Source organism: Streptomyces sennicomposti, assembly GCF_019890635.1.
In the GTDB taxonomy this organism is placed as follows: domain Bacteria; phylum Actinomycetota; class Actinomycetes; order Streptomycetales; family Streptomycetaceae; genus Streptomyces; species Streptomyces sennicomposti.
The window spans coordinates 150,240-164,297 of the sequence record NZ_JAIOAB010000007.1; the positions used below are offsets into that span (position 1 = coordinate 150,240).

11 protein-coding genes and 1 pseudogene are annotated in these 14,058 nt (G+C 74.1%); 5 read left to right on the plus strand and 7 right to left on the minus strand.

Annotation, left to right across the window (positions count from 1 at the left end):
- The first annotated feature begins 73 nt into the window (after window positions 1-73).
- Window positions 74-1,297, plus strand: coding sequence for an MFS transporter (locus K7787_RS06890; protein ID WP_223000816.1), 1,224 nt, complete (start codon window positions 74-76; stop codon window positions 1,295-1,297).
- A gap of 215 nt (window positions 1,298-1,512) precedes the next feature.
- Here the strand turns inward: K7787_RS06890 and K7787_RS06895 are convergent, their stop codons facing one another.
- From K7787_RS06895 to K7787_RS06915, 5 genes are all read right to left on the minus strand, one after another.
- Window positions 1,513-3,012: a cellulose binding domain-containing protein gene (locus K7787_RS06895; protein ID WP_247720614.1), complete on the minus strand. Its 1,500-nt coding sequence runs from the start codon at window positions 3,010-3,012 to the stop codon at window positions 1,513-1,515.
- The gene (locus K7787_RS06900; protein ID WP_223000818.1) at window positions 3,009-4,598 is read right to left on the minus strand and encodes a beta-N-acetylhexosaminidase; all 1,590 of its coding nucleotides are present in this window, start codon (window positions 4,596-4,598) and stop codon (window positions 3,009-3,011) included. Before K7787_RS06900 ends, K7787_RS06895 begins: the two co-directional genes overlap by 4 nt.
- Before the next feature lie 136 nt (window positions 4,599-4,734).
- Window positions 4,735-5,607 carry a carbohydrate ABC transporter permease gene (locus tag K7787_RS06905; protein ID WP_223000819.1) on the minus strand — a complete coding sequence of 291 codons (873 nt, stop codon included), beginning with the start codon at window positions 5,605-5,607 and terminating at the stop codon, window positions 4,735-4,737.
- A complete protein-coding gene (locus K7787_RS06910; RefSeq protein ID WP_223000820.1) occupies window positions 5,604-6,584 on the minus strand; it encodes a carbohydrate ABC transporter permease in 981 nt (326 codons plus the stop codon). The genes K7787_RS06905 and K7787_RS06910 overlap by 4 nt, the downstream gene beginning before the upstream one ends.
- Window positions 6,585-6,738: 154 nt before the next feature.
- Entirely contained in the window at window positions 6,739-8,010 is a 1,272-nt protein-coding gene (locus K7787_RS06915; protein ID WP_223000821.1) for an extracellular solute-binding protein, read from the minus strand.
- 340 nt (window positions 8,011-8,350) lie between these two features.
- Here K7787_RS06915 and K7787_RS06920 point away from each other — a divergent pair, with 340 nt between their 5' ends.
- On the plus strand, window positions 8,351-9,205 hold the full coding sequence (locus K7787_RS06920; protein WP_009192695.1) for a GntR family transcriptional regulator: 855 nt from the start codon (window positions 8,351-8,353) through the stop codon (window positions 9,203-9,205).
- 122 nt (window positions 9,206-9,327) lie between these two features.
- Here the strand turns inward: K7787_RS06920 and K7787_RS06925 are convergent, their stop codons facing one another.
- The gene (locus tag K7787_RS06925) at window positions 9,328-9,996 is read right to left on the minus strand and encodes a peroxiredoxin-like family protein (protein WP_372456614.1); all 669 of its coding nucleotides are present in this window, start codon (window positions 9,994-9,996) and stop codon (window positions 9,328-9,330) included.
- Between the two features lie 69 nt (window positions 9,997-10,065).
- Between K7787_RS06925 and K7787_RS06930 the strand changes: the two genes are divergently transcribed.
- The 3 genes from K7787_RS06930 (at window position 10,066) to K7787_RS06940 (ending at window position 13,248) form a co-directional block, all read left to right on the plus strand.
- Window positions 10,066-10,680 carry a TetR/AcrR family transcriptional regulator gene (locus K7787_RS06930; RefSeq protein WP_223000823.1) on the plus strand — a complete coding sequence of 205 codons (615 nt, stop codon included), beginning with the start codon at window positions 10,066-10,068 and terminating at the stop codon, window positions 10,678-10,680.
- 192 nt (window positions 10,681-10,872) lie between these two features.
- The gene (locus K7787_RS06935; protein WP_223000824.1) at window positions 10,873-11,691 is read left to right on the plus strand and encodes an SAM-dependent methyltransferase; all 819 of its coding nucleotides are present in this window, start codon (window positions 10,873-10,875) and stop codon (window positions 11,689-11,691) included.
- 450 nt (window positions 11,692-12,141) lie between these two features.
- A complete protein-coding gene (locus tag K7787_RS06940) occupies window positions 12,142-13,248 on the plus strand; it encodes a PP2C family protein-serine/threonine phosphatase (protein WP_223000825.1) in 1,107 nt (368 codons plus the stop codon).
- Window positions 13,249-13,279: 31 nt separating this feature from the next.
- Here K7787_RS06940 and K7787_RS06945 read toward each other — a convergent pair.
- Window positions 13,280-14,021 (minus strand): annotated as a pseudogene (locus K7787_RS06945) (3-keto-5-aminohexanoate cleavage protein).
- Between the last annotated feature and the right edge of the window lie 37 nt (window positions 14,022-14,058).

Sequence of the window (14,058 nt, forward strand, 5' to 3'; positions counted from 1 at the left end):
CTTGCGCTCAAGTGGACTTGAGCGTGCACGGTGGGGCCAAGCCTACCCACCGCGCCCGCACCGGAGGTCCGCCATGCCCGCGTCCCCGCCGCCCACCGCTCCCGCCGCCGTCCCCCGCACCGGCGCCGCGCCGCACACCGCCGTCGGGGGCGCGCTGCTCGTCGTGGGGTTCGTGCTGCTGAGCCTGAACACGCGGGTCGCCTTCGGGCAGATCGGGCCGCTCGCGCCGGTCGCGGGCTTCAGCCCCGCCACGGTCTCCCTGCTCGGGCTGCTGCCGCCGCTGTGCATGGGCGCCTTCGCTCCGCTCGCGGCCGTGGTGCGGCGGCGGCTCGGCGAGGAGCGCGGGCTGTGGTGGGCGAGCCTGGTCCTGGTGGCGGGGGCGGTGCTGCGCATGGCCGGGCTGCCCGGCCTGTTCGCGGGGACGGTCGTGGTCAGCGCGGCCACCGCCGTCGTCAACGTGCTGATCCCGGTCCTGGTGCGGGGACGGTTCCCGCGCGAGCGGACCGGCACGATGATGGGCGTCTACGCGCTGGCGATGGGCGCCGGATCGGCGCTGGTCGCCGCCCTGGTCGTCCCCGTGGCGCAGGCCGCGGGAAGCTGGCGGCCGGCCGTCGGACTGGCCGTGATCCCCGCCGTGCTCGCCGCCGGGACGGCCCCGCAGGTGCGCCACCGGCACCGGCGGCCCGTCGCGGCGCCCGGCGCCGGGCGGTCCGGGCGGTCCGGGCGTCCGCATGTGGCGCGCACCGCGCTCGCCTGGAGCCTGACCGCCTTCTTCGGCGTCCAGACCCTGGCCTTCTACACCACGCTCGCCTGGTTGCCGTCGGTCCTCGTCCAGACCGCCGGTCTGGGCCGGGCCGCCGCCGGCACCGGGCAGGCCCTGCTGATCTGCGGCGTCGCGGTCGGCGGCTTCGCCGCTCCCGTGCTCGCCGCCCGCCGCGCCGACCAGCGCCCGCACATCCTGGGCGCCGCCCTGGTCTGCGCCGCCGGCCTCACCGGGCTGCTGCTCGCCCCGGCGGGCACGGCGCTCGCGTGGGTCGCCGTCCTCGGCGTCGGGCTCGGCGCGGGACAGGCCCTGCCCGGGGTGCTCTACGCCCACCGGGGGACCGACCACGACCATGTGGCCGCCCTGTCCACCATGGCGCAGACCTGCGGCTTCCTGCTCGCCGCCACCGGCCCCGTCCTCGCCGCCGCCCTGCACACCGCCACCGGCGCCTGGACCGCGCCGCTGGCCGCGCTGGTCGCCGCGCTGCTGGTCTGCGCCGTGGCCGGCCTGCGCGCCGGCCACGACCCGGAGTGACGGCCACGACCGCGAGTGACCGCCACGCCCCCGAGCCACGACCACGGCCCCGGGCCACGGACACGACCGCGGGCGACGATCACGACCGCGAGCGACGCCCACGACGCCGAGGTACGGCCGCGGCCCCCGGTGGCGGCCGCGGCCTGCGCTCCGGCCGCCGCGCCCGGGTCACCGGGCCGGATGCCGACCGGCCCCGGTGATCCGGGCGTCGGCGCTCAGCTCGACGGCACCGTGTCCTCGAAAGCGGTGCCGGACGAGCGGTACGCCGCGATCTTGGCGCTGACCTGCGCCGGGGTGAGCACCTGGTCCTTGACGTGCAGGAAGTAGTCGACCTGTTCCTGGTAGGCGCGGGGCGTGGTGGACGTCTGGCCGTTCAGGTCGATCAGCCACTGGTTGAAGTTGACCGACATCGGCCGCTCGGGCAGGTACGCGGCATCGTGGGTGCCGAACAGCTGCCCGTCGACGTAGTACTTGATGGTGCTGTCGTCGATGGTCAGCAGCAGGTCGTGCCAGCCGTCGTAGCTCTGGCGGCCCTCGGTGTGCTGGTTGACCGCCTGCCACGGGTCGGGGTTGTAGGTCTCCCAGGAGGTCGTGTAGAGGATGTTCGAGGGCTCGCCCCAGCCGCCGTTGGGCAGGTACTCGAAGTCGTACTCCGAGTAGTCGTCGGCCATCGGCGCCTTGAGGTCGTTGATGGTGAAGAACGTCTGCACCAGGTGGTCGCCGTCGGGACCGGAGACGGGCGCGTCGTCGAACTTCACCCGGGCCGCGTAGGTGCCGTTCTTGAACTTGGTGGCCTTGGTGAGCACTTCGGTCTGCTCGGTGCCCGAGGCCGTGCCGTTCGTGGAGGTCTCCAGCGTCATCACGGTGTTGCCCGCGCTGCTGCTGAAGGTGACGTTGGACGGGTCCCAGGTGGCGCCGGGGACGCCGGGGCCACCGGAGTTGGAGCGGACCGACCAGCCGTTGGCGGAGACCTTCGGGTCGGTGTACGAGCTGTAGCTGAAATCGTCCCAGAGGGTGCCGGAGCCGCCGGGCGGCGGGGAGGTGGGGGGCGGGGTGGTCGGCGGGTCGGTGGGGGTGTTGCCGTCGGGGGCGGCGCCCCACACCAGGGCGCCGGCGCGGGTCGCGGTGACCTTGCTCCAGTCGCCGTAGGCGGTCTGGTTCGCGCTGAAGGAGTAGTCGTCGCTCTGCCTCAGGGTCTGCCAGTTCGCCTGGTAGAAGCGCAACTGCAGGTCCCCGGTGTCGGCGCCCGGGGCGAGGGAGCCCGCCCCGGAGGTGAAGCCGATCTCCAGGTAACGGTCGGCGGTGGCCGTGGGGTTGGCGAGGGCGCCGAAGGTGCCGGTGATGTTGGCGCAGCCCTTGACCGCCCAGGAGCAGGCGAAGCGGTAAGTGGCCGCGGCCGAGTCGGACTTGAAGTAGTAGCGGAGCTTGACCTCGCTCAGCGGCAGGGAACCGCTGCCGGTGTTGCGCACCTTGAACCAGGGCTCGCTCTGGTCGGCGGTGGCGCCGGTGGCGCTGGTGCGGTACTGCACCGCCAGGGTGCCGGCGGCGCTGGCGCTGCCGGGGAGGGCGGCCAGGGCGGTGGCGCCGAGGGCGGTGACGACGGCCGCCGCGGCGGCGGTGCGCAGTCGGCGGCGGTGTCCCGCCGGTCGGTTCGCGTTGCTCGTCTCGCTGGTCACGGTGCGGTCCTCTCCGTGCTGGGATCGGGTGGGGGTCATGCGGAGGGCGCTGTACCGGCCGGCGCCGCATCGGTCCGCGGCGCGCTGGGTGTGGGGTGGCGGCGGACGCCGAGGGCGTCCAGCCGGGGGGTGTGCGCGGTGAGCCGGCCGGAGAAGTCCGGCCAGGTGGTGGGTCCGGTCCAGGCCCGGTCGGCCAGGGCGCACAGCCGGGGGTAGGCGAGGCGGTCGAGGTCGGCGGCGGTGGGGGCGAACTCGGTCCAGATCTGCGCCTGGGTGCCGAGGACCCGTGCGCCGTCCGCGCCGCGGGTGTGCGGTTCGGGGTCGCCGCCGTGCACGGCGCGCAGATCGACGACGGGGCCGGGCTGCGCGGTCGGCCCGCACCGGTCGTGGTCCTGCGCGTAGTCGAGATACGTGGTGCGGTGGTGGGTGAGGACGACGTCGTGGCCGCGGCGCAACGCTTCGGCGGCGTGGGCGGGTTCGCGCCAGCTCATCACCGTGAACCCGGGCGGCAGCCGGCTGCCGTTCTCGGCCCAGCCGACCGGGCGCCGGCCGTGGTCGGCGAGGTAGGCGCCGGCCTTGCCGAGGAGCCAGCCGTGCAGGGCGGCGGGGGCGGGCAGCCCTTCCGCGGCGGCCCGGGCGCGGGCGACGGGGCTGCGCTCCCACTCGGTGGTGGGGCACTCGTCCCCGCCGAGATGGACGTACGGGGCCGGGAAGACCTCCATCACCTCGGCGAGGACGGCGCGGCAGAAATCGAGGACCTCGTCGTGGACGCCGAGGACGGTGTCGCAGACGCCCCAGCGCGTCCACACGTCGAGGGTGCGGTCCGGCCGGTTGCCGAGGTGGGGGTAGGCGGCGAGGGCGGCGCGGACATGGCCGGGCATCCCGATCTCCGGTACGACGCTCACCCCGCGCCGGGCCGCGTACTCCACGAGCCCGGTGAGTTCGGCGCGGGTGTACGCGCCGCCGTGGGGGCGGCCGTCGAAGCGGGTGGAGCCGTCGGGGCCGACCATCGACTCGGCCCGGTGCGCGCCGACCGTGGTGAGCCGGGGGTAGGCGGCGACGGGCATCCGCCAGCCCTGGTCGTCGGTGAGGTGGAGGTGCAGGACGTTGAGCTTGTGCAGGGCGAGCAGGTCGATCTGGCGGCGCAGGGTGGCGGCGTCGTGGAAGTGGCGGACGACGTCGATCATCAGGCCGCGCCAGTCGTGGCGGGGCACGTCGGTGATCTCGGTGCACGGCAGTTCCCAGCGCTCGGGGCGGGCGGCGGCGGGCCGCTCGGCGAGCGCCTCGGGCGGCAGCAACTGGCGCAGGGTCTGGACGCCGCGGAGCAGTCCGGTGGGGGTGGCGGCGCGCAGCAGGACGGAGTGCGGCGAGACGGTGAGCCCGTAGCCCTCCTGCCCGAGGCCGAGGAGTCCCGGGTCCACGGCGAGGGTGACGGCGCCGGCCGTCGAGGGGGCCAGGGGCAGGCCGGTGGCCGGGGTGAGGAGGGTGCGCAGCAGGTCGGCGGCGCCTTCGGCCTCGGGGGCGGCGCGTACGGTGGTGGCGGCGTCGAGCGTGAAGTGTCCGGAGCGGGGCGCGAACCGGGTGGGCCGGGGCAGGAGGGTCTGTTCACGGCGGGGTGAGGGCACGGGCGGCGGCCTTCCGGGTGGGGGCGCGGGCGGGTGCGGTGCGTGGGGGTGTTTCTCGGGTCCCCGGGCGCGGGGGTGTTTCTCGGGTCCCCGGGCGCGGGGTCCGGCTGGGCGTCTTCGGGGGTGGTGCGGGCGGTCACCCCTTGACGGCGCCGGCGGCGAGGCCCGAGGTGACGTGGCGCTGGAGGAGCAGGAAGACGGCCAGGGCGGGCAGCGCGAAGAGGGTGGAGGCGGCCATGGTGGCGCCCCAGTCGGTGCCGAAGGTGTTCTTGAAGGAGGAGAGCCACACCGGCAGGGTCCGGTTGTCCTGGCTCTTGATGATGAGGAAGTTGGCGTAGGCGAACTCGTTCCAGGCGGTGATGAAGCCGAACAGCGAGGTGGCCATCAGGCCGGGTGCGAGCAGCGGCAGGGCGATCCGCCGGAACGCCCCGAACCGGGTGCAGCCGTCCACCCGCGCCGCCTCCTCCAGTTCCGGCGGGATGGTGGCGATGAAGCCGCGCAGCACGATGGTGGTGAACGGCAGCGTGACCATGAAGTAGACCAGGGTGAGGGTGAGGAGCCGGTCGAGCATGTCGGTGTCGCGGGCGATGATGTAGATCGGGATGATCAGCGACTCCCAGGGCGCCATCTGGGCGACGAAGACGGCGAGGACGAACTGCCGCCGCCCCCGCCACCGCATCCGGGCCACGGCGAACGCCGCGCCGAGGGCGACGACGAGGGAGAGCAGGACCGCGCCGCCGGTGACCAGCAGGCTGTTGCACCAGAAGCGGGCGAAGCCGGCCGTGTGCACGGCGGTGCGGAAGTGTTCCAGGGTCCAGGTGTGCGGCACGAACTGCGGGGTGGCGGACTGGATGTCGCGGGAGGGTTTGAAGGCGGTGGCGGCCATCCAGTAGACGGGGAACAGGCAGACCAGCACGGTGAGGGCGGCGCCCGCGTGCAGCGGGAGGCGGCGCAGCCGGCGTACCGAACTCGGTCGCCCTGCCGTGCGGTTCAAGGCGGTGACGCTCACAGCTCGTCCTCCTGTCGGAACATCTGGCGGAAGTAGAGGACCAGCACGCCCGACATCAGGACCACGGTGACCATCGAGGCCGCCGAGCCGAGGTCGTAACGCTGGCCGGCGAGCGCGGTCTGCACGGCGTAGACCGGCAGGATGGTGGTGGCGTCGCCGGGGCCGCCCTGGGTCATCAGCCAGATCTGGGTGAACGCCTTGAACGTCCAGATCACTTCAAGGCACAGCACGAGCATCACGATCGGCCGGATCATCGGGAAGGTGACCGAGCCGAGGATGCGCAGGGCGCCGGCGCCGTCGATGCGGGCGGACTCGTGGAGTTCGGCGGGGACCGTGGTGAGCGCGGAGTAGAGGGTGATGGCGGCGAACGGCACCGACTGCCACACCACCAGCAGCACGAGGATCGCGAAGGCGGCGGTGCCGTGGGCGAACCACGGGTAGCGCTCGAAGGAGTCGAACCCGAGGGACGTCAGCGCCCAGTTGACGACGCCGAACTCGGAGTGGAACAGCCACTGGAAGACGGTGGTGGCCGCGACCACCGGCATCGCCCAGGCCAGGACGAGGGAGCTGAGGACGGCGGTGCGCCAGATCCGGCCGAGCCGCTGGGTCATCAGCGCCACCAGCAGGGCGATCACCATGATGAGGACGACGTTGACCGCCATGAAGACGAACGTGCGGCGCACCACCGTCCAGAACCGTGGATCGGTCAGGAGCGTGCGGTAGTTGGCGAATCCGACGAACCTCGCGTCCCCGGCGATGAGTTGGCGCAGCCGGAAGTCCTGGCAGGAGATCAGGACGGCACGGGCCAGCGGGTAGACCAGCAGATAGAGCATGCCGAGGACGGCGGGCGCCACCAGCAGGTAGGGCCAGGGGCCGCCGCGGTCGCCGGAGGCGCGGCCGGTGGCCGACGACGGGGAGGTGCGGCCGGGCCGGCGGCCGGCGGGGCGGGGGACGGCGCGTTCTCGGATGGCCGACACGGCTCCTCCATTCCTACGGGACGGGCCTGCGGGACGGGTCTACGGGGGCGGGCCTGCGGGACGGGTCTCCGGGGCGGGGCCGGCCTGCGGGGCGGGGCGGCCCGCCGGGGCGTTGCGGGCCTGCGGGGCGGGGCGGTGGACCGGCGTCGCCGGCTCAGGACGCGCTGTTCATCGCCCGGGTGATCGCCTCGGAGGTCTTCGCCGCCTCCCGCTTCAGGTCGCCGCCGGTGAGGACGGCCGTCATGTAGTCCTTGATCGGGTTCTCCGCCTCCACGGCGGCCCAGCCGGGGGTGTTCGGCGTGGCGTGGCCCTGCGCCGCGCCGACGGCCATGGCGGCGGCGCCGGGGTCGGAGGCCACCGCGGAGGTGAGGGAGGTCTTGTTCGGCACGTAACTCATGGCGAGGGCGAGTTTCTTCTGCCAGGTGTCGCCGGTGAGTTCCTTGACGAAGGTGTAGGCGGCGTCCTGGTGCCCGGAGGCGGCCGGGATCACCAGGTCGGAGCCGCCGGTGAAGACCGCGCCGGGTTTGTCGGCGGTCTTGCCGGGGATGGGGAAGAAGCCGAGCTTGCCCTTGAGGGCGGGGTTCTGCTCGGTGACGACGTTGGCGCCGCCGGGGACGGCGATGATCTGCGCCACCTTGCCCTTGGCCATCACCTCGGCCTGGGGCGGGTTGGCCTCGTCGGCGTCCTTCGGTCCCTTGCCCAGCGCCTGGAGTTCCTTGTAGAACTCCATCCCGGCCAGCGCCTCGGGCGTGTCGAGGGCGCCCTTCCACTTGCCGTTCTGCTCGACGGCGAGGTCGCCGCCCTCGTCCCAGACGAACCCGGCCAGCGCGTACCAGGTCTGGCCGGTGAGGTAGATGCCCTGCTGGTCGCCCTTGTTCAGTTTCCGGGTCGCGGCGATCCACTGGTCCCGGGTCCTGAGTGCGGCCGGGTCGATGCCGGCCCGCTGGAAGAGGTCCTTGCGGTAGATCACGACGCGGTTGGCGGCGTAGTACGGGATGCCGTACTGCTTGCCCTCCCAGGCGCCGGGTTCGGCCAGCCCCCTGAGCCAGGCCCCGCCGCCGAGGTCGGCCTTCTTGTCGCTGAGGTCGAGCAGGCCGCCGCTCTGCGCGTACTGGGCCACCTGGGTGTTGCCGACCTCGATGACGTCGGGCGCGTCGTTGCTGGCGAGGGCGGCGGTGACCTTCTGGCCGATGCCGTCCCACTCCTGGATCTGGATCTTGAGGTGGATGTCGGGGTGGGCGGCGGCGAAGGCGGCGGTGAACTCCTTCTGGAAGGCGGCGGAGACGCTGTCCCGCATCAGCCAGACGGTCAGCTCGGACGAGCCGCCGCCCCCGCCGTCGGCCGCGTCGCCGGAGCCGCTGGAACAGCCGCTCAGGATCAGGGCGGCGGTGAGGACGGACGCACCGGTGAGCATGCGGAACTTCACGGGTCACCTCGGGGAAGCTCAGGAAGGGCGCGGAGCAGAAGGGGCGCGGAGCGAGACGAGCGCGGAGCAGGCAGGGCGCGGAGCAGGCAGGACCGACCGGTGACCTGACCAGTTGGCGAGTGGACAGGTGACCTGCTGGTGGTGGACGAAACTGGCATGGACCAATGAGTCCGTCAACCCCCCACCGCACAAAGGATTTCCGGCCGCGAGGAGGAAGTGGCGCTCCGCACTCCCCCGACCGGAAGACACGAACTGGTCCTGACCAGTACGGTGTTGGTCACGCAAAGGTGGCAACTGGTCACCTGTGCGGGCCTGTACGGACCGAGAGGGGACGACGCGGATGGGTGACAGGGAGCCGGGCACGGCCGGACCGGGCGGCGTCCTCAAACGGGAGCGGGTGCGCGACGCCGTGCTGGAGATGGCCGAGGAGCGCCGGCCGGGGGACGCGATCCCCTCCGAGCGGACGCTGTGCGCGCAACTCGGCGTGTCCCGGCCGACGTTGCGGGCCGCCGTGGACGAACTGGTCACCGCCGGGGTTCTCGTGCGCGAACACGGCCGCGGGGTCTTCGTCGCCCCGGAGAAGATCACCCAGGAGCTGGTGCAGGGCAGCCACTCGCTGAGCGTGCCGCGGGCCGCGGGCACCTGGGCGAGCCGGCTGCTGGAGTTCACCACCGTGCCGGCGGGCGCGCGGGTGGGCCGCAGGCTGCGCCTCTCCCCCGCCGCGCAGATCGTCTACGTCGCCCGGCTGCGGCTGGTGGACGCCGCCCCCATGGCCATCGAGCATCTGCACATCCCGGCCGACCTGGTGCCCGGCCTCACTGCCCGCGAACTCGAACAGGGCGATCTGTACGAGCACTTGGGCACCCGGCACGGCATTCACGTGAGCGAAGCCACCCAGGCGATCGAGCCCACCGTGGTGACCCGCGCCGAGGCGGAGCTGCTGGATGTGCCGGAGCTGTCCCCGGCCCTGCTGTTCGAGCGGCTGACCACCGACATGGGCGGGCGCCCGGTGGAGTACGTCCACTCGCTCTACCGCGGCGACCGGTACCGCATCGTCTCCCGGCTGACGCTCGGCGCCGACGGCGCGCCCGCCCCACCGCCGGACGGGCACCACCCGGGCATCCCGCCGGGCGACTTCCCGCACGGCGACCCGGTCACCGCCTCGACGCTGGGCGACGTCCAGAACCAGCGCTGAGCGGCGGAGGCGGGGGCGGCGTTCGCTTCGAGCGCTCGTTCTCACTGGCGGGTCGCTCTCGGCGGCCGGCGTTCGCCGACGGCCCACGTTCGCCGTCGGCCGGTGGCGTTCCCCGTCGGCGGCTAGCGTTCCCCGTCGGCCGCCCGGGCGGCCACCCGGTCGGCCGCCCGCGCGTCCGTACGGGCGGCCGTACGGGCGGCCGTCTGCGCGTCCGTACGGGCGGCCGACCGCGCCGCCAGGTCCAGCAGTTCGTCCACCGGCCACTGGTCGTAGGCGTGTTCGCCGTACCGGACGGCCAGGACGCGGCCGTCGGGGGCGACGAGGAAGTCGGCGGGCAGGCCGAGCCGGCCGCCGTGCGGGCTGCGGGAGGGCAGGCGCTCGCGCCCGCGCGCCACCTGCCACGCGCCGCTGAGGACCGCCCACGCGATCGGCCCCCACACCCGCGGGCTGAGCAGGGCGCGGGGCGACCGCTCCACGCCGAATTCCGCGTACAGCCGCTTGGCCGGATCGGCGACGACCGCGAACGGGAGGTCCGCGGTGTGCGGCGCCAGCTCCTCGGCGGGCGAGTGGAAGACCACCACCTCCCGCACCCCGGCGGCCTCGATCTCCCCGTGCCGCCGTACCACCGAGCGCAGATGCAGATTGCACACCGGGCACCCGGCGAAACGGCGGAACTGGAGGTGGACCAGCCGCTCGGGGTCGGGCACGGCGACCCGTTCGCCCAAGACGCTGGTGAGCGAGCGGGTCTCGACGGTGGAGCCGGGTTCCAGCCGACCGCGGGAGGTGCTCATGGGCATCCCTTCGTAGGCGTATGCCGTACGCCTACTAGCGTAGGCGTATGCCGTACGCTGTCAACCGTCATGCCACGCCCGCGTTCCCTCACCCCCGAACAGCTCGCCTCGGCCGCGCTCGCCGTCATCGACCGCGACGGCCTCGCCGGGCTCTCGATGCGCGCCGTCGCCAAGGAGCTGGGCATGAGCACCATGGGGCTCTACCGGTACGTGGCGGACCGCGACGAGCTCGAACGGCTGGTCGTGGAACGCGTGCTGGGCGCCGTGGACACCGAGCCGCCGGAGCCGGGCGCGCCCTGGCGCGAGCGGGTCACGGTCCTGGCGGGGCGGCTGCGCGCCACCGTGGGCGCCCATCCGGAGGTCGTCCCCCTCACCGTCACCCACCGGCACCACTCCCTCGGGGTGCTGCGCTGGTCGGAGACCGTGCTCGCGGTTCTCACCGAGGCCGGCGTCGAGGGCGAGCGGCGGGTCGTCGTCCTGCGCGCCCTGCTCGGCTACGTCATCGGGGCGATCCAGCTGGAGCACCTGGGCCCCCTGTCCGGTCCCGGGACGACCGCCCTCGCCGCCCTGCCCGCCGCCGAGTTCCCGCTGATGGCCGCCACCGCCCGGGACGCCCGCACCGTGGACGCCGACCGGGAGTTCCTGGGCGGCCTCGCCCTGCTGCTCGACGGCATCACCGTCTGAACCCGCTCGACGGCACCGCCACGTGAACCCGCCCGCTCGACGGCACCGCCGCCCCAACTCAGCGGCTCCGGCGGCCCTTTGGAACCCGTCCGACCGGCACCGAAGCCGCAGCTCAGGACATGACGGACCGCTGACGTACCAACAAGTCCAAAGGTGTGGTCAGCGGGCCGCGGGGTGGGGAGGATGGGCCCCATGACGGATCACGGTTCCTCCATCAACCCCAACAAGCCGAGTATCGCCCGCGTTTACGACTATCTGCTCGGCGGCAAGGACAACTACGCCGTGGACCGGGAGATCGGCGATGTGTTCAAGCGCGACCTCCCCGGTTCCGTGGCGATCGCCTTCGCCAACCGCTCGGCTCTGACCCGGGCGATCGGGGAGATCGTGACGACCACCGGGATACGGCAGTTCATCGACCTGGGCAGCGGTCTGCCGACCGCCGACAACGTCCACCAGGTCGCCCAGCGGCACGACCCGGAGTCCCGGGTGGTGTACGTCGACATCGATCCCCAGGTGCTGGTGCACGGGCGGGCGTTGCTGGAGGAGAACGAGCGGACCCGGGTCGTCCCGGTCGACGTCCGCGACCCGGAGGGCGTGTTCACCCACCCGGACACCCTGGAGCTGATCGACTTCGAGCAGCCCGTCGCCGTCGTCTTCAGCGCGATCCTCCACCACGTCAACGACGAGGAGGACCCCGCCGCGATCGTCCGCTACTGGCGCGAGCGCGTGCCCTCGGGCAGCCACTTCTTCGTCAGCCACTTCCGGTCCGGCAACAACCCGGAGACGGAGGAGGCGGAGCGGGTCCTCCAGCAGACCTTCGGCCGGGGGCGGTGGCGCACCGACGCGGAGATCGAGGCGCTGCTGGACGGCCTGGAGATCCTGGAGCCCGGGATCGTCCCCGCGTCCCTGTGGCGGCCCGAGGTGGTGGACAGCCCGCGGATCGGCGACGGGGAACGGGAACTCACCGTCTGGGAGCGTCTGATCGCCGCCGGCCTCGCCCGCAAGCCGTAGGCCCTGCCCGCCCGGGCTCTACCCGCCCGGGCTCTGCTCGCCGGGCGGCCCGTCACGACGTGCCGGGAGGTCGGCGAGGTCCTACGGTGTCGGTATGACTGCGGAGCGTTCGGCGCGGCCGTCGTACCGGCGGCCGGCCCGGGTCCACGCGCCGCTGCCGTGCGGCGTCCCGGCGTGCGCGCCGGCGGTGCGCGCGGCGACGAGCGGTCCGGCCCGGGCACACCCCGCTCCGGCCCCGCCCGCCTCGACCCCTCCCGCCTCGACCGGTCCCGCCTCGACCGCTCCCGCCTCCCGCGGAGGCACCGTGCGCCGTGGCCGCCGGCACCAGAGGTGCTGCGTGTTCCGTGGCCGCCGGTTCCGGCGTACCACCGTGCGCCGTGGCCGCCGGTTCCGCTTCTGATGCGGTGGCGACGGGGACCGGTCGGCCCGGGAGGGGCGCCGCGAGGCGACGTGCGCCCGCGCTTCCGCCTCCTTCCCGGACTGGTCGCCGCGCTGCTCCTGGTCGGCGGGGTGGTGGCCGATCTGTTCGGGTCCCAGCCGTACATGGGGCTGCCCCTGCTCACCGCGGCCCCGCTGGTCGCCGGCGCGCTGATGTCCTTCCGCGCCAGCCTGTCCTTCGCGGTGGCGGCGTGCGTGATCTCGGTCCTGCTGGACCTGCATCTGGAGCGTCCCACGACGGCGCTGGTCGTGGACCTGGCCGATGTGCTGACCACCGGCCTCCTGGCGCTCGGGGTCAACCGCATCCTGGCCCTCCAGGGGCGCCGGCTGGCGCAGGTGCGCGACGTGGCCGAGATCGCGCAGCGGGCGGTGCTCCCGGACCCGCCGCGCCGCGCGGGGCCGGTGGCGGTGGCCGCCCGGTACGTGGCCGCGGAGACCGAGGCGCGGATCGGGGGCGATCTGTACGCGGTACAGTCGACCCCGTTCGGGGTGCGGGCGATCATCGGGGACGTGCGGGGCAAGGGGCTGGGGGCCGTGTCGACGGTCTCGGTGCTGATCGGGGCGTTCCGGGTGGAGGCCGACCACGTGCCCACCCTCGGCGAGCTGGCGGACCGGCTGGACGACGTCCTCGCCCGGGGCGGCGCGGGCGGGGAGTCCGAGGACTTCACCACCGCCGTACTGCTCCAGATTCCCCCGGACGGGCGTACGGCGCAGGTGTGCAACCGCGGGCATCCGCCGCCGTACCTGGTCGACGGGCGGGCCGTCTCGCCGCTGGAGCCGAGCACCCACGAGCTGCCGCTGGGGATGCGGCTGTGGCCCGGAGCGGGGGCGGACGGCGGGGCGAGCACGGACGTCTTCCCGCTGAGCCCCGGCGCCTCGCTGCTGCTGGTCACCGACGGGGTGACCGAGGCGCGCGACGGGCAGGGAGCGTTCTACGACCCGAGCGACCGTCTCGATCCCGGCGTGTACCCGAACCCCCGGCGGCTCGTGGACGCCCTGGTGCGTGACGTGGCGCGCTGGACGGGGGGCCGGAACCAGGACGACATGGCCGTCCTCGCCCTGACCCGTACCGCGGGGAGGGGGCGCGGGCCGGACGACGCGTCGCCTCCGCTGCCGTGAGGGGCGCCGTCGTGCGGCGTGGCCCCGCCCGTCAGGGAGCGGCCGTGTCCGCACCGCGAGCGAGGATGTCCCGGGCCGCCGCGACGAGCGGGGCGTTGCCCTCGGCGGGGGAGCCGTCCGGGAGGCGGAGGGTGTCCTCCAGACCGATCCGGGTGTCCAGGCCCAGCCGGGCGGCGGTCCTGAGGACGGGCCAGGCCGTGTCGTCCTCGCCGTGCAGCAGGACGGGCGCCCCGGCCGTGCCCGCCAGACGGCGGACCAGGCCGAGGGCGGCTTCCTCCGCCTGGGCCGGCGGGGGCGCCGCTGATCTCGGCCAGCACCCTGAGGACCCGGCCGGAGAACGGGGAGGCGAGGTGGGCGCGCGGGCCGTCGGTGCCGGAGAAGAGACCGGCCTCGATGCCGATGCCGCGGTCGGCGAGGGTCCGGGCGATCAGATCGGCGCCGTCCTCGTGCCAGTTGACCGAGGCGTGGTCGGGCAGGACCGTCCAGGACTCGACGAGCCGGGCGCGACGGCGGGCGTCGGGCTCGGTCCACTCCCCCGTCGTCACACCGACGGCGACCGCGGGGCCGACGGCTTCCCGGACGGCCTGGAGCATGTCCCGGACCACCGCCGCGTCCAGGCTGTCGTGTCCCCGGTGGTCCTTGGGGTGCAGATGGACGTCCTGCGCCCCCGCGCGGACCGCCCGGCGCGCCTCGGCCGCCGCCTCCTCGGCGGAGACGGGAATCCAGGGGCTCTCGTCGGTCCGGCGCACTCCGTTGAGACACACTTGCAGCATGTACGGCACTCTGCCATGCCCGGGGCGGCGGCGAAGA

Excerpts from the sequence above, each read along its gene's own strand:
- K7787_RS06890 (WP_223000816.1), top strand. The coding sequence starts at position 74 with ATGCCCGCGTCCCCGCCGCCCACCGCTCCCGCCGCCGTCCCCCGCACC.
- K7787_RS06895 (WP_247720614.1), bottom strand. The coding sequence starts at position 3,012 with ATGACCCCCACCCGATCCCAGCACGGAGAGGACCGCACCGTGACCAGC.
- K7787_RS06920 (WP_009192695.1), top strand. The coding sequence starts at position 8,351 with ATGGGTGACAGGGAGCCGGGCACGGCCGGACCGGGCGGCGTCCTCAAA.
- K7787_RS06925 (WP_372456614.1), bottom strand. The coding sequence starts at position 9,996 with ATGAGCACCTCCCGCGGTCGGCTGGAACCCGGCTCCACCGTCGAGACC.
- K7787_RS06930 (WP_223000823.1), top strand. The coding sequence starts at position 10,066 with ATGCCACGCCCGCGTTCCCTCACCCCCGAACAGCTCGCCTCGGCCGCG.
- K7787_RS06935 (WP_223000824.1), top strand. The coding sequence starts at position 10,873 with ATGACGGATCACGGTTCCTCCATCAACCCCAACAAGCCGAGTATCGCC.